The 18803-nt window shown below is 74.7% G+C and carries 16 protein-coding genes; 11 read left to right on the forward strand and 5 right to left on the reverse strand.

From position 1 onward, the window contains the following. Positions 1 to 87: 87 nt before the first annotated feature. On the reverse strand, positions 88 to 453 hold the full coding sequence (locus tag AB0L45_RS22870) for a darcynin family protein (protein WP_365842683.1): 366 nt from the start codon (positions 451 to 453) through the stop codon (positions 88 to 90). Between the two features lie 150 nt (positions 454 to 603). On the opposite strand from AB0L45_RS22870, the gene AB0L45_RS22875 reads away from it, so the two are divergent. Further along, entirely contained in the window at positions 604 to 1548 is a 945-nt protein-coding gene (locus tag AB0L45_RS22875; RefSeq protein ID WP_365842685.1) for a LysR family transcriptional regulator, read from the forward strand. 101 nt (positions 1549 to 1649) lie between these two features. On the opposite strand, the gene AB0L45_RS22880 is transcribed toward AB0L45_RS22875, so the two are convergent. Continuing rightward, a complete protein-coding gene (locus tag AB0L45_RS22880) occupies positions 1650 to 2357 on the reverse strand; it encodes a nuclease-related domain-containing protein (RefSeq protein WP_365842687.1) in 708 nt (235 codons plus the stop codon). A 128-nt stretch (positions 2358 to 2485) separates the two neighbouring features. On the opposite strand from AB0L45_RS22880, the gene AB0L45_RS22885 reads away from it, so the two are divergent. From AB0L45_RS22885 to AB0L45_RS22910, 6 genes are all read left to right on the forward strand, one after another. After that, entirely contained in the window at positions 2486 to 3193 is a 708-nt protein-coding gene (locus AB0L45_RS22885) for a LysE family translocator (protein ID WP_365842689.1), read from the forward strand. A 150-nt stretch (positions 3194 to 3343) separates the two neighbouring features. After that, on the forward strand, positions 3344 to 4729 hold the full coding sequence (locus tag AB0L45_RS22890; protein ID WP_365842691.1) for a DUF692 domain-containing protein: 1386 nt from the start codon (positions 3344 to 3346) through the stop codon (positions 4727 to 4729). 5 nt (positions 4730 to 4734) lie between these two features. After that, complete coding sequence (locus AB0L45_RS22895; protein ID WP_365842693.1) at positions 4735 to 5769, forward strand: TIGR04222 domain-containing membrane protein; 1035 nt, start codon at positions 4735 to 4737, stop codon at positions 5767 to 5769. 141 nt (positions 5770 to 5910) lie between these two features. Next, positions 5911 to 6699: a DUF4142 domain-containing protein gene (locus AB0L45_RS22900; RefSeq protein WP_365842695.1), complete on the forward strand. Its 789-nt coding sequence runs from the start codon at positions 5911 to 5913 to the stop codon at positions 6697 to 6699. A gap of 24 nt (positions 6700 to 6723) precedes the next feature. Further along, the gene (locus AB0L45_RS22905; protein WP_365842697.1) at positions 6724 to 8031 is read left to right on the forward strand and encodes a DUF1996 domain-containing protein; all 1308 of its coding nucleotides are present in this window, start codon (positions 6724 to 6726) and stop codon (positions 8029 to 8031) included. 213 nt (positions 8032 to 8244) lie between these two features. Continuing rightward, complete coding sequence (locus tag AB0L45_RS22910) at positions 8245 to 9882, forward strand: alpha/beta hydrolase (RefSeq protein WP_365842700.1); 1638 nt, start codon at positions 8245 to 8247, stop codon at positions 9880 to 9882. Between the two features lie 81 nt (positions 9883 to 9963). Here AB0L45_RS22910 and hemQ read toward each other — a convergent pair whose 3' ends face one another. Together hemQ and hemG are read right to left on the reverse strand one after the other, a co-directional pair. Continuing rightward, positions 9964 to 10710, reverse strand: a complete 747-nt coding sequence (gene hemQ / locus AB0L45_RS22915) for a hydrogen peroxide-dependent heme synthase (RefSeq protein ID WP_365842702.1) — start codon at positions 10708 to 10710, stop codon at positions 9964 to 9966. Next, positions 10703 to 12187, reverse strand: coding sequence for a protoporphyrinogen oxidase (hemG, locus tag AB0L45_RS22920; RefSeq protein WP_365842704.1), 1485 nt, complete (start codon positions 12185 to 12187; stop codon positions 10703 to 10705). The genes hemQ and hemG overlap by 8 nt, the downstream gene beginning before the upstream one ends. Positions 12188 to 12315: 128 nt before the next feature. Between hemG and AB0L45_RS22925 the strand changes: the two genes are divergently transcribed. From AB0L45_RS22925 to AB0L45_RS22940, 4 genes are all read left to right on the forward strand, one after another. Further along, on the forward strand, positions 12316 to 13302 hold the full coding sequence (locus tag AB0L45_RS22925; protein WP_365842706.1) for a DUF4349 domain-containing protein: 987 nt from the start codon (positions 12316 to 12318) through the stop codon (positions 13300 to 13302). 84 nt (positions 13303 to 13386) lie between these two features. Further along, positions 13387 to 14604 carry a thiolase family protein gene (locus tag AB0L45_RS22930; protein WP_365842708.1) on the forward strand — a complete coding sequence of 406 codons (1218 nt, stop codon included), beginning with the start codon at positions 13387 to 13389 and terminating at the stop codon, positions 14602 to 14604. A gap of 121 nt (positions 14605 to 14725) precedes the next feature. Continuing rightward, on the forward strand, positions 14726 to 16156 hold the full coding sequence (locus tag AB0L45_RS22935; RefSeq protein WP_365842710.1) for an aldehyde dehydrogenase family protein: 1431 nt from the start codon (positions 14726 to 14728) through the stop codon (positions 16154 to 16156). Between the two features lie 96 nt (positions 16157 to 16252). Then, positions 16253 to 17635, forward strand: coding sequence for an FAD-dependent oxidoreductase (locus AB0L45_RS22940; RefSeq protein WP_365842712.1), 1383 nt, complete (start codon positions 16253 to 16255; stop codon positions 17633 to 17635). 43 nt (positions 17636 to 17678) lie between these two features. On the opposite strand, the gene hemE is transcribed toward AB0L45_RS22940, so the two are convergent. Then, the gene (gene hemE, locus AB0L45_RS22945) at positions 17679 to 18746 is read right to left on the reverse strand and encodes a uroporphyrinogen decarboxylase (RefSeq protein WP_365842714.1); all 1068 of its coding nucleotides are present in this window, start codon (positions 18744 to 18746) and stop codon (positions 17679 to 17681) included. Between the last annotated feature and the right edge of the window lie 57 nt (positions 18747 to 18803).

An 18803-nucleotide genomic window follows, 5' to 3' on the forward strand; every position in this document is an offset into this window, starting at 1 on the left:
CGGTCACCTCAGCAGCGCACGGGCCGCCCGCGCAACTCCCGCGCCCGGAGACCGCGCGGTGCGTGCGCGGTCTCCGGGTCCGGTGCGTCAGGTGGCCACGGTCGCGACGGGGTCGACGCCGTAGGTGCGGGCGTAGCCGTTCTCGGTACCCACGAGGAGGTCGACGACCTCGAAGTAGCGGTCCCAGAACGGGGTTTCGCGCAGCGCGTCGATCAGGAGCTGGTACGCGTCGTGGTCGTCGGCCTCCCAGACCCAGACGTCGGTGACGCGGGTGGAGTAGAACTCCGTGTCGTAGAAGCGCGACCGCACGCCGGTGGTCTTGGCCTTGACCACCGGCATGACCTCGGTGCTCAGGGCGTTCACCCGCTCGTGCGGGGTCATGGCGAGCCACTCGGGCAGGGTCTTGATGAGCATGAAGGCGGTGACCGGGGGCGCGGATTCGGTTGCGGACATGGCGAAGTCCTCCAAGAAATGGCAGCTGATGGCGGTCGTGACGACCTCGTGAGCGGTACCGGACCGGTACGTCCTCATCCTGGACACGCGCAGGCGTTGCCACAATGGGAAGGTCAGCAAGGGATCATTGCCTGAAATGGAACAACGCTGGTGAACAGTCCGGACCCGGCCATCGACGCCAACCTCGCCGTCGCGCTGAACGCCCTGCTGGCCGAGCAGAGCGTCACCCGCGCCGCCGCGCGCCTGCACACCTCACCCGCCGCCATGAGCCGCACCCTCGCCCGGCTGCGCCGCATCCTCCAGGACCCGCTGCTGGTCCGGGCCGGACAGGCCATGGTCCCCACGCCCCGCGCCCAGGCCCTGCGCGACGAGGCCGCCTCCGTGGTGCGCAGCCTCGGCGCGCTGCTCACCCCCGGCACCGGCGTCGACCCCGCCACCCTGCGCACCACCTTCACCCTCCAGTCCGCCGACCTGGTGGCCGCGGCACTGGCCCCCGGGCTGCTGCGGCTGGCCCGGCAGGAGGCGCCGGAGGTCTCGCTGCGGTTCCGGGCCGAGGAGCTGGAGGCCGGGCCGGCCCTCCGCGACGGCCGCATCGACCTGGAGATCGGGGTCATCGACCACATCGATCCCGAGACCCAGGTCGAGGAGCTGGTCACGCTGCGGATGCTGGCCGCCGTCCGGCCCGGCCACCCCCTCACCGAGGGGGAGCTGACTCCGGCGCGGCTCGCTGCCGCCGAACACGTCACGGTCAGCCGCCGCGGCCGGTTCACCGGCCCCCTGGACACCGCGCTGGCCGAACGGAACCTGCACCGGCGGGTCGCCGCCGTGCTGCCCAGCCATGTGGCCGCGATGGCGCTCACCGCCCGCAGCGACGTGGTCTGCCTCGTCCCCAGCGCGCCGCCCGGCGCCGCCCCCTCGCCCTTCACCGACGCCGCCGTCGCCCTCGGCCTGCGCCTCCTGGACATCCCCCTGCCGCTGCCGCCGGTGACCATCGGCATGGCCTGGCACCCGCGCCACGCCGCGGACGGGGCCCACCACTGGCTCCGGAGCGCCGTGCGCCGGGCCGTGCAAGCACCCGGGGGCTCGGCGGGCTGACGCGGCCGATGTGGCCGGAGCGGCCTCGGGTACGGCGGCGGGTGGCGCGGAGGCCGGGGCTGAGGGCTGAGGGCTGTGGGCTGTGGGCTGTGGGCCGCCCGTCAGGCCCGTAGCCAGGTGCGGCGGTTGCGGGCGACCGTGTAGACGCGTTCGACGCGTTCCGGGGCGAGCACCCCGCCGAGCCGTCCGAGCAGGGGTACGTCCCGCTCGTCGCGGATCACCCGTACGTCCCGCAGGGCCGGGTCCAGCTCCACGTGCGCCGCGCCGACGAACGCCAGCACCGGCCGGGTCTCGACACGGAACCGGCAGCCGCGGGTCAGCACGTACGCGGCGCGCCGGGCGTGCTGCCGGCTCTCGCGGACGTACGGCCGCGACTCGTGCCCGCGGCCGACGTGCACGACGTCCGCCCCCACCCGCACCCGGTCCCCGCGTACGGAGTGGGTGGCGACGCACAGCACCCCGCCGGGCCCGATGAGCAGATGCCCGATGACGGCCGCGGGCGGCAGCGGAACGGAGTGGATCACATACCAGCCGCCCGCCGTCAGCTGGTCCAGGGCCGTGCCGACGGCCTGTTCGCCGAGCAGCTGCCGGTGCCAGGCGTCCTGGGGCGGGCGCCGGCCGAGCAGGCGGGCGCACCACAGGGCCGCCCTGGCGCGCGGCTGCTCGGCGAGGCGCACCCGCAGGGCCTCGCCCGGGCGGTTCGGGGCGAGGTCGTCGTCCGGCGGCAGGAACAGCCGGTCCGGGTCGCTCGCGTAGCGCGTCTCCTGCTTTCCCTCGTCCGCTCCGGGCCCGGGACGCATGTCGCTCATACCCATCACCCCCCGATGGCCATGGGAGCAGGCGCCCGGCCCCCGGGCAAGAGGTACGCAGCAGTGCGCGGGCGGAAGAAGGGATGCCGGAGAAACGTTGGCCGGAGCACGACGTACGGTTACCTCCTGTGTTCTCCTCACTTCTCGGTTTCACCGCGGTGGCCGTCCTGCTGACCGTCTCGCCGGGGCCCGACTTCGCCGTGGTCCTGCGTACGTCCCTCGGTTCCGGGCGGCGCGCGGCCCTGTGCTCCGCGCTCGGCATCGCCGCGGGCTGTTTCGTGTGGGGCCTGGCCGGCGCGGCCGGGCTGACCGCCATGCTGTCGGCGTCCCGGACGGCGTACGACGCGCTGCGCATCGCCGGTGCGCTGTACCTGGTGTGGCTGGGCTTCCAGGCGCTCCGCAGCGCCCGCCGCCGCGCGACAGCCGCACGCGAAGTCCGGGATCCGGCCACGGCGGGCGGCTCCGCCGGCCACGGGCATGACCACCTCGCCGGAGACGGTGCGGCCGGCGCGGCCGATCCGGCCGGCCGGCAGTCGCCGCTCCAGGCGTTCCGCACCGGGCTGCTGACGAATGTCCTGAACCCCAAGGTCGGGGTCGTCTACATGTCCCTGCTGCCGCAGTTCATCCCGCACGACGCGCCGGTCGTGGCCACCACGCTGCTGCTGGTCGCCGTGCACGCCGCGCTGGGTGTCGTCTGGCTGAGCGGGATCGCCCTGGCGGTGCACCGGGCGCGCGCCTTCTTCCAGCGCCCCGGCGTCCGCCGGCGCATGGACCAGGCCACCGGCGGAGTCCTGTTCGCGCTGGGTGCCGCGGTCGGCGTGGAGACCGCCCGCTGAGCCGCCGGGCCCGCGCGGGCCGCCGCCGGGCCCGGCACGCCGCAAGCTCAAATCATGCTCTGAACCCGTGCCTTCCGGGGTTGGCCCGGCACCACGGTGGCGATGAGTAGCGAACACCACGGGGGTGCACGAGTGGGAGGGGGAACCACCATGGAACAGCTCGGTACGGGCATCGGCTGGCGGCCCGAGATCGCGGACGGGATCGCGGAGCTGCCCGGTGTGGACTGGGTGGAGGTCGTCGCCGAGAACATCTGTCCAGGTCATCTCCCACCCGCCTTGCAGGCACTGCGTGAACGCGGCACGACCGTGGTGCCGCACGGGGTGTCCCTCGGGCTCGGCGGCGCCGAGCGCCCGGACCCCGGCCGGCTGGCCGCGCTCGCCGAACGCGCCGAGGCGCTGGGCGCGCCGCTGGTCACCGAGCACATCGCGTTCGTACGGGCCGGGGGCCCGCTGACCGCGTCGCCCGCGATGGAGGCGGGGCACCTGCTGCCCGTGCCGCGCACCCGCGACGCGCTGGACGTGCTCTGCGAAAACGTCCGGATCGCGCAGGACGCGCTGCCCGTGCCGCTCGCCGTCGAGAACATCGCGGCGCTGGTCAACTGGCCCGGCGAGGAGATGACCGAGGGGCAGTTCCTCGCCGAACTGGTCGAGCGCACCGGCGTACGGCTGCTCATCGACGTCGCCAACCTCCACACCAATCACGTGAACCGGAACGAGGACCCGGCCACGGCACTGGACGAGCTGCCGGTCGAGGCCATCGCGTATGTGCATGTGGCGGGCGGGACCGAGCGGGACGGGGTCTGGCACGACACCCACGCCCACCCCGTGACCCGGCCCGTCCTGGACGTGCTGGCCGCCCTCTGCGCCCGCGTCACCCCGCCCGGCGTCCTGCTGGAGCGCGACGAGGACTTCCCGGAGACCGGCGAACTCGCCGCCGAACTCGACGCGATCCGCACCGTCCTGAAGGAGGCCCAGGCCCCGCCCGCCCCGGCCCCGGCCGCGCCGACTCCGGCCGCCCCGGCTCCGCCCGCACCCGCTCCGGCCCCGTCGGCACCGCGCCGGGCGCCCACGGCGACCGTGCCGCGCGGCGCGGCCGTCACCACCGCGCCCGCGGCCACCACCGACCCCGCCCGCCGGCGGCTGGCCGTCGCGCAGGCCGCGCTGCTCTCCGCGCTGGTCGCCGGGACGCCGGCGCCGGAGGGCTTCGACCGGCGGCGGCTGCTCGTGCAGAGCCGGGCCCTGGCCGCCAAGCGGGCCGCCGTCGTCGCCAAGGTCGCGCCGGAGCTGCCCGCGATCCTCGGCGCGGACTACCGGCCCGGCTTCCTCGGATACGCACGCCACCGGCCCCTACGCCACGGCTACCGCCAGGACGCCATGGACTTCGCCGTCCACCTGCTGGCCGAAGGCCGGCCCGCCGACCCGGACGCGCGCCGCCTGCTGACGCAGTGGTGGCGGGACCGGGCCCGGCCCGAACCGCCGGGCGGTCCACTGCACCGCCTGGCCCGTTCCGTACGACGCGCTCTGCACCGGAGGTGAGAGACATGCCCGCTCTTCTCGTGACCCTGGCCGTGGCCGCCTCCTCGCTGCTGCTGGTCGTGCGGACCGTCCGCATCGTCCGGGCGACGCCCCGGCCCAAGCCCCGCAGGGCGTCCACGTACCAGCTCTGGGAGATCGCCTTCCTCGCCGGCGGCCCGGCCCGAGTGGCGGACGCCGCGATAGCCGGTATGCACCAGGACGGCCGCATCGCCGTGGGCGGCCCCGGTGTGGTGTCCGTGCGGCAGGCGGTGGCGTACGACCCGGTCGAGACGGCCGTACTGGACTCCCTGGCGCGGATCCCGGACGGCGCGCTGGACACCCTGCGCCGCCACGTCATGCGGTCCCCGGCCGTGCAGGCCGTCGGCGACCGGCTGGCCGGGCTCGGTCTCCTGCGGAACCCCCGCACCAGCCGCCCCTGGCGTCGCTTCGCCGCCTGGCAGACCGGTGTCTGTGCGGCGGGCCTGCTGCTCGTCCTCCTCCTCACCCTCGCGGGAGCCCTCGACAACGGGCAAGGGGGAGTCCTCTTCGTCCTCCAGATCCTGCCCGCGGCCCTCCTCGGCACCGTGACCGGCCTGGTGTGCGGGAAGGCGCTGCGCCGGCGGATCACCAAGGCCGGCGTCTCGGCCGTACGGACGTACCGCACGGTGCACAAGAAGGACCTGGCCGACGCCCCGGACCGGTCCGCCGCACTGCTCGTGGCGCTCGGCAGCAGCGCGCTGCTGGCGGACGAGGCACTGCGCGACCACCTCGTCGAGGCACAGCGCTCGATGGCGGGCGCCTCCGCCGGAACGTACTCCGGGTCCTCCGGCACCTCGTCGACCGCTTCGTCGAACGCGGCCTGCGGCTGGAACGTGCCGGACGACAGCCCGGACACGTCCTGGTGCGGGTCGTCGTGCGGTGGCGGATCGCACTCGGGCTGCGGCGGTTCGTCCAGCGGCGGCTCCGGATCGAGCTGTGGCGGCGGATCGTCGTGCGGCAGCTCCGGGTCGAGCTGCAGCAGCAGTTCCTCCTCCTGCGGTGGCGGCGGCTGCGGCAGCTGACCTCCGGCGTCCCGTACACCTGATGCCCCTGGGCAACCGGTCAACGTACCAGCGGCCCGGGGCCGTTGACGGGGCTTCCCCGAACGGGGGACGGGATCAGCACAGGGCGCACTAGCGTGCGGTGCCGCACCAGGAGGCACCATGCGATCCGTAACCGGCACCGGCCTCGTCGTCGCCGCGCTCGCCGCGACACTCGCCGCGCTGCTCTTCCCGATCTGGTCGTTCGCGGGCCGGCCGGGCTCGGGCGGGGACGTCGACACCCAGACCGTCGCCACCTCGTTCGGCCCGCTGTCCGCGCTCGACCGGGACTTCGTCAACCGCGTCCGGCTGGCGGGCCTGTGGGAGCTGCCCGCGGGCCAGCAGGCCCAGCAGCGCGGGACCGTTCCGGCCGTACGCGAGGCCGGTGACCATCTCGTCGACGGCCACGCCGCGCTCGACCGGCACGTACGCGAGGTGGCCGCACAGCTCGGTCTCGCGCTGCCCGGCCGGCCCAACGCCCAGCAGCGGCAGTGGCTGACGGAGCTGAGCGCCGCGCGCGGGGCGGCGTACGACCGCAGGTTCGCGAACATCCTGCGGCTGGCGCACGGCAAGGTCTTCACCCTCGTCGCGCAGGTCCGCGCGACCACCCGCAACTCGCTCGTCCGCGGTCTGGCCGACGACGCCAACCGCACCGTCCTGGACCACATCTCCATGCTGGAGCGCACCGGGTTCGTCGACTTCGACGCGATCGCCGAGGACGCGGCCACCTCCTCCCCACCGCCGAGCCCTTCGGCCCCGCCGCCGTCCCTCGACGCGGCGCCCGCCACCTCACCGGCGCCGGTCACACCGTCACCGACGTATTCGCTGCCTCCGCCCGCGACGCCACCCGCCACCGCCACCGGGGCCCCGGAACCTGCCGAGTCCTCCGGCGACCGGCGTCAACACCCCTGAGAGAACGGGAAGAAGTGATCGCCCATGCCCGACCACCGTCGCACCGGACAGCCCGAGCCTCCGCAGCCACCCCGCCCCGCTCCGCCACCGCGGCCCTCGCCGCCCGTCCCGCAGCCCCCGCGGCACCGGCGCCGGCTCGGCACCAAGCACCTCGTGCTGATCGCCCTGCTCGCCGTGCTCGGCTCGGCCGGCACCTTCGTCTCCGTGACCGGAAATGCCTCGGCTCACAACGTCACTCCCCCGTCCGGGCCGCCACCCGCCGACTCGTCATCCGCACCATCGTCACCCAGCGTGACACAGCCCACTGACAACGCCTCCGCGAACACCCCCGCCGCAGGCTCCGCCGGGCCGTCGGGCACCCCCGCCGACGCCCCCGACGGACCCGACGGGCGCACCGGATCCAGCGCGCCCGCCGGCTCCGGCACCTCCCCCGGCACCGGCCAAAGCGTCCCCGCCGCCGGTGACTTCGCCGACATCCGCTCCGTACGCCCCGGCCCACAGCCCCCACGCGCCGGACGCGACGCCTCCACCGGCACCTTCACCAGCAACTGCGGCCGCAACGAGGAGCGGCACAACAACCCGGACAACTTCATCGTCACCCCGGGTGTCGCCAACGGCGCCCACCACCTCCACGACTACGTGGGCAACCGCTCCACCGACGCCTTCTCCACCGACGACTCCCTGCGCGCGGCCGGCACCACCTGCGACCGCGGCGACAAGTCGGCGTACTTCTGGCCCGTACTGCGCCGCCTGAGCGGGCAGGACGGCCCGAGCAGCGGCAACGGGCAGGATCCGGCGGACGGCAACGTCGGCCAGGTGCTGACGCCCCGCTCGGTCTCGCTGGCCTTCCGCGGCAGCCCGGCGGGCAAGGTCACCGCCATGCCGGAGGGCCTGCGCGCCATCACCGGCGACGCCAAGGCGTTCACCAACGGCACCGCCAACGCGCGGGCCCAGTGGACCTGCACCGGGTTCGAGAACCGGCGCCTGACCGACAAGTACCCGCTGTGCCCCGGCGGCAGCCAGGCCGTACGGCTGCTGGACTTCCCGAGCTGCTGGGACGGGACGAACAAGGACAGCGCCGACCACCGCACCCACCTCGTCTTCCCGGACCGGGCCACCGGCCGCTGCCCCACCGGCACGAAAGCCGTGCCGCAGCTCCAGATGCGGCTGACCTACGCCGTGCAGCCCCGGCCGCGCGCCTTCGCCCTCGACAGCTTCCCCGAACAGCTGCGCAAGCCGGTGACCGACCACGCCGACTTCGCCAACTTCATGCCGCGCGACCTGATGGCGCGCGCGGTGCAGTGCATCAACTCCGGCCGCCGCTGCCGGTGAGCACGGGGCGCCGGTGAGGAACACGGGGCCGCACGCACGCAAGGCTGTACGAGCCGAACGGCCGTGACGCCCGCACCGCGCTCCACTCGATGGGGGCATAGCTCCCGACACCGGAGCGCGGTGCTTTACAAGCCCAACCCTCGCCTCAACTATCCCTTTTGTATGCGCACCGGCGGTCCGCGCACCGGGCGCCTCCATACGAAGGGACGGCTTGTGAAAGCAGTAGCGCTGTACGGCACCCTCGGGTCGCTGGTCCTGACCGCACTCGTCGCCGTCCCCGCGGGCGGGGCGGCCCGGCCGGCCACGGCCGGTGCCCCGGCGCCCGCGCCGCCCCGGATCGTCTTCGGCTCCTGCGCCCCCGAGGAGCACCTGCCGGCGGGTGTGGAGTGCGGCCGGCTCGCCGTCCCGCTGGACTACGCCCACCCCGGCGGCAAGAAGATCACCCTCACCGTGAGCCGGGCCCGCGCCACCGGCTCCCCCGAGGAGCGCCAGGGCGCGCTCGTCTTCAACCCGGGCGGCCCCGGGGCGTCCAGCATGAACTTCCCGCTGTACGCCAAGGTGGAGCGCTGGCGGAAGACGGCCCGGGCGTACGACTTCGTCGGGTACGCGCCGCGCGGTGTGGGCCGCTCGGCGCCGCTGTCCTGCCAGGACCCGGCCGAGTTCGCCAAGATCCCGAGCGCGAGCCCGCGGCAGCCCTCGGAGGCCTTCAAGCGCAAGAAGTTCGCCGAGGCGAAGGCGTACGCGCAGGGCTGCGCCCGCGGCGCCGGGCCCGCGCTGCGCCACTACACCTCCGCCAACAACGCCCGTGACCTGGACATGCTGCGCGCCGGGCTGGGCGAGAAGAAGCTCACGTACATGGGCGCCTCGTACGGCACCTACTTCGGGGCGGTGTACGCGACGCTCTTCCCCGGCCACGTCCGCCGGATGGTCTTCGACAGCGTCGTCAACCCCGACCCGCGGCAGATCTGGTACCGCAACAACCTCGACCAGAACATCGGCTTCGAGCGCCGCTGGCAGGACTGGGGCCGCTGGGTGGCCAAGCACCACAAGGTGTACCGCCTGGGCACGACACCGCAGGCGGTGCTGCGCACGTACGACACCGTACGGGCGCGGCTGAGCCGCAAGCCCCTGGGCGGCAAGGTCGGGTCGGCGCAGTTGCAGGCGGCGTTCCTCAAGACGGGCTACAACGACGCGTACTGGCCGGTGCGGGCCGCGGCACTCGCCACGTACGTCAAGGGCGACCCCCGGCTGCTGCTCAAGCAGGCCGCACCGCAGCCGGGCGGCGAGAAGGCGGACGAGAACGGCAACGCGGTCTATACGGCCGTGGAGTGCAACGACGGGCTGTGGCCGCGTGACCTGCGGGTCTGGAACCGGGACAACACCGCGAGCGCACGCGTCGCGCCGTTCGAGACGTGGGACAACGCCTGGATGAACCTGCCGTGCGCCTTCTGGCCCCGCTACGCGCCGCGGGGCGCCGTCCAGGACCCGGTGCGTTATTCGCACGACGTGACCGATGTGGTCCTCCCGCAGGCGGGGACGCCGCACCGCCCGGTCGACGTGCGGACCGCGCCGGGCGCGCTGCCTCCGGTACTGCTGCTGGCCGCCGAGCGGGACGGCGCGACGCCGTACTCCGGCGCGGTCGAGCTGCGGCGCCGGCTGCCCGGCTCGGCGCTGGTCACCGAGCGCGGCGCGGGCACGCACGGCGTCTCGTTCGGGACGAACACCTGCGCCAACCAGCACGTGGAACGGTATCTGCTGACCGGGCGGACCCCGGCCCGGGACACGTTCTGCGGGCCGCGTGCGGAGCCGAAGCCGGTGCTGCCCGCCGCCAGGAAGCGCCCGGCGAAGTAGGACGGGCGCGCGGCACGGCGGGCCGCCTCATGACAGGCCGGGTGTCGCACCCGGCCTGTCACGCTGCCTGGGGCCGGCCTCTCAGGCCAGCCCGGCCACCAGCTCGGCGACCGGCTTGCGCCGCCCGGTGTAGAACGGCACCTCCTCGCGGACGTGCAGCCGCGCCTCGGAGCCGCGCAGGTGGCGCATGAGGTCGACGATGCGGTACAGCTCGTCGGCCTCGAAGGCGAGGATCCATTCGTAGTCGCCCAGCGAGAAGGACGGCACGGTGTTGGCGCGCACGTCCGGGAAGCCGCGGGCCATCTTGCCGTGGTCGGCGAGCATCCGGCGGCGGTCCTCGTCGGGGAGGAGGTACCAGTCGTAGGAGCGCACGAACGGGTAGACGCTCACGTAGTCGCGGGCGACCTCGTCGGCCAGGAAGGCCGGGATGTGCGACTTGTTGAACTCGGCCGGGCGGTGCAGCGCCATGTTCGACCAGACCGGCTCCAGCGCGCGCCCCAGCTTGGTGCGGCGGAAGAGGTTGTAGGCCTCCTGGAGCGCGTCCGAGCTCTCCGAGTGCCACCAGATCATCACGTCGGCGTCGGCGCGCAGACCGGAGACGTCGTAGGTGCCGCGTACCACGACGTCCTTGGCGGCGAGCTGCGCGAACAGCGTCTCGACCTCGTCGGCGTACCCGGCGCGGTCCTCGGGCAGCGCGTCGCGCAGCTTGAACACCGACCAGAGCGTGTAGCGGATGACCTCGTTCAGGTCCTTCGCCTTCTTGCCGGCGTTCGGGGTCTTCTCGGGAGCGGCCCCGGTGGGGGTGGCGGGGGCGGAAGCGTCAGTCATGGGTCCATTCTCGCGCGCCCGCCGTGGCGGCTTGCGGCAGGGTGTCCAGGATGTCGTCCGCGGCGGTGCGCGCGGACGCGATGCAGGCCGGGATGCCCACCCCGTCGTACAGCGCGCCGCAGACCCGCAGGCCGGGCAGCTTGCCGGCCTCGGCCCGGATGCGGGCCACCCGCTCCAGGTGGCCGACCGGGTACTGCGGCAGCCCGTCGTTCCAGCGCGTGACCCGCTGCGCGACGGGCCGGGCGGCCAGCCCGACCGCCTCGCCGAGGTCGCGCAGCGACAGCTCCACCAGGTCGGCGTCGTCGCGCGCCAGGTCGGCCTCGTCGTGGTACCGCCCGACGGAGGTGCGCAGCACGAACAGGTCCGGGTCGGCGTCCGCGATCCAGCCCCACTTGTTGCTCGCGAAGGTGGACGCCTTGATGCCGCGGCCGTCGACCGGGGGGACGAGGAAGCCGCTGCCGGACAGCGCCGCTTCCACCTCCGCGCGGCGGAAGGCCATGGTCATCAGGGCCATGGAGGCGTACTCGACGGCGGACAGCTCGGTGGCGGCGGCCGGCGCCTCGGCGGCCAGCAGCCGGGCGGCCGCGGACGCCGGCGTCGCCAGGACCACGGCGTCCGCGTCCAGCGCCGCCGGTCCTTCGCCGCCGTCCAGGACGACGCGCCAGCCGCCGGCGGTGCGGCGCAGCTCCCGGACCGGCGTGTGCGTGCGGATCTCGCCGCCGGCGGCCCGTACCGCGTCGGCGACGGCGACGGGCAGCGTGCCCACGCCGCCGGCGATGCCCATGAAGACCGGCGCCTGCGCCCGGCCGGGCTCGGCGGCCCGCGCCGCGGTGCGCGCCTGGATGCCCCGTACGCCTTCGATCAGCGAGCGTTCGGCGCGTGCGGCCTCGAAGAGCTGGGGGACGGCGGCGCGCATCGAGATGCGGTACGCGTCGCCCGCGTACACGCCGCCGAGCAGCGGCTCGACGAGCCGGTCGACGACCTCGCGGCCCAGCCGGGCGGCGACGTACTCGCCGACCGCCACGTCCGCGCCGACCTCCGTGCGCTCCAGCGCCTCGTCCTCGGCGATCCGCGCCATGCCCTCGGGGGAGATCACCCCGGAGGAGGCCAGCAGGTCCAGGTCGCCCGGTACGCCCATCACGTGCCCCTTGGGCATCGGCCGCAGCGCGCCGCGCGTCCACAGGGCGGCGGTGGCCGTGGTGGGCGGCTGCAGCCGGTCGCCGAGACCCGTCGCGCGCGCCAGCTCCACCGCCTCCGGCCGCCTGGCCAGCATCGACTCGGCTCCGAGATCGACCGGTACGCCCGCGATCTCCCCGGCGAGCAGCTTGCCGCCGAGCCGGCCGGACGCCTCCAGCACGGTCACCCGGGCCCCGCCGTCCAGCAGCCGGTGGGCCGCGGCCAGCCCCGAGATGCCCCCACCGATGACGACGACGTGACTTCCGGGCGCGCGGCCCGTACTGGTGTGCGCTGTGCTCATGCCCCCACTCTCTCAGAGTCCGCACGGAAGCCGGACCGTGACCGCATCGCGACGCACGGACGGCAACCCACGGCTCCTCCGCCACGTCGAACTGACACCAACGGCACACCACTTCGGGGGTACGGGACATGGGCACAGCGGGCAGGTCGTACGGGGCGCGGCGGGCGGCCGCCGCAGCGCTGCTCGCGGCGTCCCTCGCGGTCGCGGGGTGCGGGGCGGCCGGGGAGGGCGGCGGGAAGCCGGCGAGCGCGCCGCGGGCCGACCAGGGCGCCGCGCGGGGCGAGCAGGGCATGGCCGGGCCCAAGGCACCCGGTGGCGCGGCGTCGGCCGGCGGGCAGGCCGGGACAGGCAGCGGGACCGGGAAGCCCGCGCCGGTCTCGACGGCGCAGATCGTCCGTACGGCGACGCTCACCGTCGAGGCCGCGGACGTGCCCGGAGCACTGGCCGAGGCCCGTACGGCGGCCAAGGGCGCCGGCGGCTACGTCGGGGACGAGAGCACCGACCGGGACAGCGAGGGCCGCGAGCGCTCCCGGGTCACGCTGCGCGTGCCGCCCGAGGCGTACGACGGCCTGCTGGACCGGCTCTCCCGGCTGGGCACGCTCAAAAAGCGGCAGGTCTCGGCGAAGGACGTCACCGACCAGGTGGTGGACACCGGCAGCCGCATCAGGTCCCAGCAGGCCAGTGTGGCGCGGGTGCGGGCGCTGATGGACAAGGCCACCTCGATCGGCGACATCGTCACGCTGGAGTCCGAACTCAGCCGCCGCCAGACGGAACTGGAGTCCCTCCAGGCGCGGTTGAAGTCGCTCCAGGAGCAGACCGGCACGGCCACGGTGACGCTGGTGCTGCACGAGCCGGACGCGGCGGACGACGAGGAGACCTCCTTCGGGGACGCGCTCAGCGGCGGTTGGAACGCCTTTACGGAGGGCGTGCGGAGGCTGCTGGTCGCGGTCGGCGCGTCACTGCCCTTCCTCGCGGCGGGGGCGCTGCTGTACGTGCTGTGGCGGGTGCTGCGGGGCCGGCTGCCACGGCGTACGCGGCCGTCGCAAGCCGCCGCCGTGCCCCGGCAGTCCCCCACCGAGGCCGCACGGGAGGGTGACGGTCCGGGAGACCGTTGACAGCCGCGCGCGGCGGGCAAAGACTCGGGGCGGCAGCGCCGATCTTCGGGCGGACGGCTTCGAGCGGGCAGGGCGGACAGGCTGATGACCGAGCAGGGTGCACGAGGCGCGTGGGGCGCCCGGGACGTCTACATCGTCGACGCCGTACGGACCCCCGTCGGCAGGTACGGCGGCGCCCTCGCGGGCACCCGCCCCGACGACCTCGCCGCCCACGTCGTCAAGGCCCTGGTGGAGCGCACCCCGGACCTCGACCCGGCCCGTATCGACGACGTCGTCCTCGGCGACGCCAACGGGGCGGGTGAGGACAACCGCAACGTGGCGCGGATGGCCGTCCTGCTGGCCGGGCTGCCCGTCTCCGTACCCGGGGTGACCGTCAACCGCCTGTGCGGTTCCGGCCTGGAGGCCGTCATCCAGGCCGCCCGCTCCATCGCCCTCGGGGACGCGCATGTCGTGCTCGCGGGCGGCGTGGAGTCGATGAGCCGCGCGCCGTACGTCTTCCAGAAACCCGAACGGGCCTTCCCTGCCGGGCACCAGGAGATGTTCTCCTCGACGCTCGGCTGGCGGATGGTCAACCCGCGGATGGCGCCCGAGTGGACCGTCGCGCTGGGCGAGGGCGCGGAGCTGATCGCCGACAAGTACGGCATCGGGCGCGAGCAGCAGGACGCCTTCGCGCTCGCCAGTCACCGCAAGGCGGCGCGCGCCTGGGAGCAGGGCGCGTACGACGCCGAAGTCGTCCCGCTGCCGGACGTGGACCTCACGCAGGACGAATCGATCCGTGCCACGACCTCCGCGGAAGCGCTGGCCAAGCTCCGCCCGGCCTTCCGCAAGGAGAACGGCACGGTCACGGCGGGCAACTCCTCCCCGCTCAACGACGGCGCCGCGGCCCTCCTGCTCGTCGACGAGGAGGGGCTGCGGGCCACCGGCCGGGAGCCGCTGGCCCGGATCGGCGCGAGCGCGGTGACCGGCGTCGAGCCGCAGCTCTTCGGGCTGGGTCCGGTGGAGGCCGTACGGCGGGCCCTGGACAAGGCGGGGCGCGGCCTCACCGACCTGGCCGCCTTCGAACTGAACGAGGCGTTCGCCGCCCAGGCGCTGGGCTGCCTCGCCCAGTGGCCCGGTCTGGACCCGGACGTGGTCAACCCGCGCGGCGGCGCCATCGCCGTCGGGCACCCGCTGGGCGCGTCCGGCGCCCGGCTGGCGGGCGCGGTCGCCCACCAGCTCGCCGCCCGCGGCTCCGGTACGGGCCTGGCGGCGCTGTGCATCGGCGTGGGGCAGGGGCTGGCGCTCGTACTGGAACGCGAGTAGCGGTGCCGGGACGGCCGGGTCGCGCGGCCCGGGCCGGGCCCCGGCGTCCCCGTTGATCACCGGTGCGAGAGGATGAACCGAACTGGTTCACTCCTCAACCGTTCCGACCGGAGGCCGCCCGATGCCCCTGCTCGACCTGGACGACGCGCCCCTGCTGCACGGCGGCGGGACCACCGCGGTCGAACCGGCCACCGGCGCCGCCCTCGCCGCCTTCACCCTCGCCGCCCCCGCCGACGTGGAGAGCGCGGCCGCCGAGGCCGCGGCCGCCCAGCGCGCCTGGGCGCGCACGCCGTACACGGAGCGCGCCGCGGTGCTGCGCCGGGCCGGCGACCTGATCACCCGGCACGCCGACGAGCTGTCCGAGTGGCTCGTCCGGGAGGCCGGCAGCGTGCCCGGCAAGGCCGGCTTCGAGATACGGACCGCCGCGGAGGAGTGCTACGAGGCCGCCGCGCTCGCCCACCACCCGCTGGGCCAGGTGCTGCCCTCCGCCGCGCCCCGTCACTCGTACACGACCCGGGTGCCCGCCGGTGTCGTGGGCGTCATCGCGCCGTTCAACGTCCCGCTCGTGCTCGCGATGCGCTCCGTCGCCCCGGCCCTGGCGCTCGGCAACGCGGTCGTCCTCAAGCCCGACCCGCGCACCGCGGTGTGCGGCGGCCATGCCGTGGCGGCGGTCTTCGCGGCGGCCGGGCTGCCCGAAGGGCTGCTGCACGTGCTGCCGGGCGGCAGCGAGACCGGACAGGCCCTGGTCGGCGACCGGCACGTCCGGGTGATCTCCTTCACCGGCTCGACGGCCGCGGGCCGCAGCGTCGGCGCGCTCGCCGCCCGGCACCTCAAGCGGGCCCACCTGGAGCTGGGCGGCAACAGCGCCTTCCTCGTCCTGGAGGACGCGGACCTGGACGCCGCCATGTCCGCCGCGGCCTGGGCCTCCTTCTTCCACCAGGGCCAGATCTGCATGTCCACGGGGCGCCACCTGGTGCACGCCTCCCTGTACGACGAGTACGTGGAGCGGCTGGCGGCCACGGCCGACGCGCTCACCGTGGGCGATCCGTACCGCGAGGACGTCCAGCTCGGCCCGGTCATCGACGCCGGGCAGCGGGACCGCGTCCACGGCCTGGTGGGGGCGAGCACGGCGGCGGGCGCGCGGCTCGCGGCCGGCGGCACCCACCGGGACCTGTTCTACCGGCCCACCGTCCTGGCCGACGTGGACGACCGCTCCCCGGCGTACGCCGAGGAGGTCTTCGGGCCGGTCGCCCCCGTACGCGCGTTCCGCACCGTCGACGAGGCCGTGGCCCTGGCGAACGACACGCCGTACGGGCTGGCGCTCGGCGTCGTCACCCGCGACACCGCGCGCGCCCTGGAGCTGGCCGACCGCATCCCCACCGGTCTGCTGCACATCAACGACCAGACGGTCAACGACGAACCGGTCGCGCCGATGGGCGGCCTCGCCGACTCCGGCACCGGCGCGCACTTCGGCGGGACGGCCAACCTCGACGCCTTCACCGAGACCCGCTGGACCACGGTCCGCGCCACCCCGGCCGGCCATCCGTTCTGACCCGTAATCTGCCCGTACGGCCCACGGGACGTACCGGCGCCCGTCACGGGCGACCGTGACGCACGAGACCGGCACACGACGAAGGGAGCATCCGCGATGGCGGAGCGACTGGTGGTCATCGGCGGCGACGCGACAGGCATGTCCGCCGCCTCACAGGCCCGGCGGCTGAAGAAGCCCGGCGAACTGGAGATCGTCGCCTTCGAGCGCGGCCACTTCTCCTCGTACTCCGCCTGCGGCATCCCCTACTGGGTCGGCGGCACGGTCGACGGACCGGACGACCTGATCGCCCGGTCACCCGAGCAGCACCGCGAGCGCGACATCGACCTGCGGATGCGGACCGAGGTCACCGAACTGGACCTGGAGCGCGGCCGGGTCCGCACCCGCGACCTGGACGGCGGCGGCTCCGAGACCTGGACCGGCTACGACAAGCTGGTGATCGCCACCGGCGCGCGGCCGCTGCGCCCGCCGCTGCCGGGCATCGACGCGCCCGGCGTGCACGGTGTGCAGACCCTGGACGACGGGCAGGCGCTGCTGGACACCCTGAAGGCCACCGAGGGCACCAAGGCGGTCGTCGTCGGCGCGGGCTACATCGGCGTCGAGATGGCCGAGGCGCTGGTCACCCGCGGCTACGACGTCACCGTCCTGGACCGCGGCGAGCAGCCGATGTCCACGCTCGACCCCGACATGGGCGAACTGGTCCACGAGGCGATGTGCGGGCTGGGCATCGAGACGGTGCGCGGCGCGGCCGTCACCGGCATCCGCACCGACGGCTCCGGGCGGGCCTGCGCGGTGACCACCGAGGACGACGGCGAGTTCCCGGCCGACGTGGTCGTGCTGGGCCTGGGCGTACGGCCCGAGACCACCCTCGCCGAGCAGGCCGGGCTGCCGCTCGGCGACACCGGCGGGCTGCTCACCGACCTGTCGATGCGGGTGCGCGGCCACGACAACGTCTGGGCCGGCGGGGACTGTGTGGAGGTGCTGGACCTGGTCCTCGGCCGGACCCGGCACATCGCGCTGGGCACCCACGCCAACAAGCACGGCCAGATCATCGGCTCGAACGTGGCCGGTGACTACGCGACCTTCCCCGGCGTCGTCGGCACCGCCGTCTCCAAGGTCTGCGACCTGGAGATCGCCCGGACCGGGCTGCTGGAGGAACAGGCGCGGTCCGTGGGCCTGCAGTACGTGACGGTCACCATCGAGTCGACCAGCCGCGCCGGCTACTACCCGGGCGCCCGCCCGATGCGGGTGAAGATGATGGCCGAGCGGCGCACCGGCCGCCTCCTCGGCGTCCAGATCGTCGGCCGGGAGGGCGCGGGCAAGCGGGTGGACGTGGCGGCGGTGGCGCTCACGGCGCGGCTGACGGTCGAGGAGATGACCGCGCTCGACCTCGGCTACGCGCCGCCGTTCTCACCCGTCTGGGATCCGGTCCTGGTCGCAGCCCGCAAGGCGGCCGCCGCGGTACGGGCCGCGGGCGACTGAGGCGCGGTCGGGCCGCCGGGCGTCCGGCGGCCCGACCACCGGGTCAGCGCGCCGTCTGCTCGTGGACGTACTCGACGAGGCGGGTCAGCGCGGCCGGGTCGGTGTTCGGCAGCACGCCGTGGCCCAGGTTGAAGATGTGGCCCTCCAGGCCGGCGGCCGCGTCCAGCACCTCGCGCGCCTTGGTCTCGACCGCCTCGCGCGGCGCGAACAGCACGGCCGGGTCGATGTTGCCCTGGAGCGCCTTGCCGGGCCCGACGCGGCGGACCGCCTCGTCGAGCGGCACCCGCCAGTCGACGCCCACGACGTCCGCGCCCGCCTCGCCCATCAGGCCCAGCAGCTCACCGGTGCCGACGCCGAAGTGGATGCGCGGGACGCCGTACCCGGACACCGCCTCGAAGACCTTGGCGGAGGCCGGCATGACGGAGCGGCGGTAATCGGCGGGGGCCAGCGCGCCCACCCAGGAGTCGAACAGCTGCACGGCGCTCGCGCCCGCTTCGATCTGCACCTTCAGGAAGGCGGAGGTGATGCCGGCCAGGCGGTCGAGCAGGTCGGCCCACAGCTGCGGGTCGCCGTACATCATCGCCTTGGTGTGCTCGTGGTTGCGCGACGGGCCGCCCTCGACGAGGTAGCTGGCGAGGGTGAACGGCGCACCGGCGAAGCCGATCAGCGGCGTGCCGCCCAGCTCGCCGACGAGCATCCGCACGGCCTCGGCCACGTACGGGACGTCGTCCGGCTCCAGCGGGCGCAGCTGCTCCAGGTCGGCGCGCGTCCGGATGGGCTTCTCGACGACCGGGCCGACGCCCGGCTTGATGTCCAGGTCGATGCCGATCGCCTTCAGGGGCACGACGATGTCGCTGAAGTAGATCGCCGCGTCGACGCCGTGCCGGCGGACCGGCTGCAGGGTGATCTCGGTGACCAGCTCCGGCATCATGCAGGATTCCAGCATCGCGGTGCCCTCGCGGACCTTGCGGTACTCGGGCAGCGACCGTCCGGCCTGGCGCATGAACCACACCGGCGTGTGCGGCACCGGCTCCCGCCGGCAGGCCTTGAGGAAGGCCGAGTCGTACGTAGCGGTCTGCTGCTGGCCCGTCGGGCGGTCGTTGGCGCTCACGCACCAAATCTTCGCACGCGCGCGAGGGCGCCTCCGAATGGGCGACGCGCGCACCGG

The sequence above is a fragment of the Streptomyces sp. NPDC052496 genome (assembly GCF_040679095.1).
In the GTDB taxonomy this organism is placed as follows: Bacteria; Actinomycetota; Actinomycetes; order Streptomycetales; family Streptomycetaceae; genus Streptomyces.

Coding starts and splice junctions, on each gene's coding strand:
- AB0L45_RS22870 (WP_365842683.1), bottom strand. CDS start 453: ATGTCCGCAACCGAATCCGCGCCCCCGGTCACCGCCTTCATGCTCATC.
- AB0L45_RS22880 (WP_365842687.1), bottom strand. CDS start 2,357: ATGAGCGACATGCGTCCCGGGCCCGGAGCGGACGAGGGAAAGCAGGAG.
- AB0L45_RS22890 (WP_365842691.1), top strand. CDS start 3,344: ATGGAACAGCTCGGTACGGGCATCGGCTGGCGGCCCGAGATCGCGGAC.
- AB0L45_RS22895 (WP_365842693.1), top strand. CDS start 4,735: ATGCCCGCTCTTCTCGTGACCCTGGCCGTGGCCGCCTCCTCGCTGCTG.
- AB0L45_RS22900 (WP_365842695.1), top strand. CDS start 5,911: ATGCGATCCGTAACCGGCACCGGCCTCGTCGTCGCCGCGCTCGCCGCG.
- AB0L45_RS22905 (WP_365842697.1), top strand. CDS start 6,724: ATGCCCGACCACCGTCGCACCGGACAGCCCGAGCCTCCGCAGCCACCC.
- hemQ (WP_365842702.1), bottom strand. CDS start 10,710: ATGACTGACGCTTCCGCCCCCGCCACCCCCACCGGGGCCGCTCCCGAG.
- hemG (WP_365842704.1), bottom strand. CDS start 12,187: ATGAGCACAGCGCACACCAGTACGGGCCGCGCGCCCGGAAGTCACGTC.
- AB0L45_RS22925 (WP_365842706.1), top strand. CDS start 12,316: ATGGGCACAGCGGGCAGGTCGTACGGGGCGCGGCGGGCGGCCGCCGCA.
- AB0L45_RS22930 (WP_365842708.1), top strand. CDS start 13,387: ATGACCGAGCAGGGTGCACGAGGCGCGTGGGGCGCCCGGGACGTCTAC.
- AB0L45_RS22935 (WP_365842710.1), top strand. CDS start 14,726: ATGCCCCTGCTCGACCTGGACGACGCGCCCCTGCTGCACGGCGGCGGG.
- AB0L45_RS22940 (WP_365842712.1), top strand. CDS start 16,253: ATGGCGGAGCGACTGGTGGTCATCGGCGGCGACGCGACAGGCATGTCC.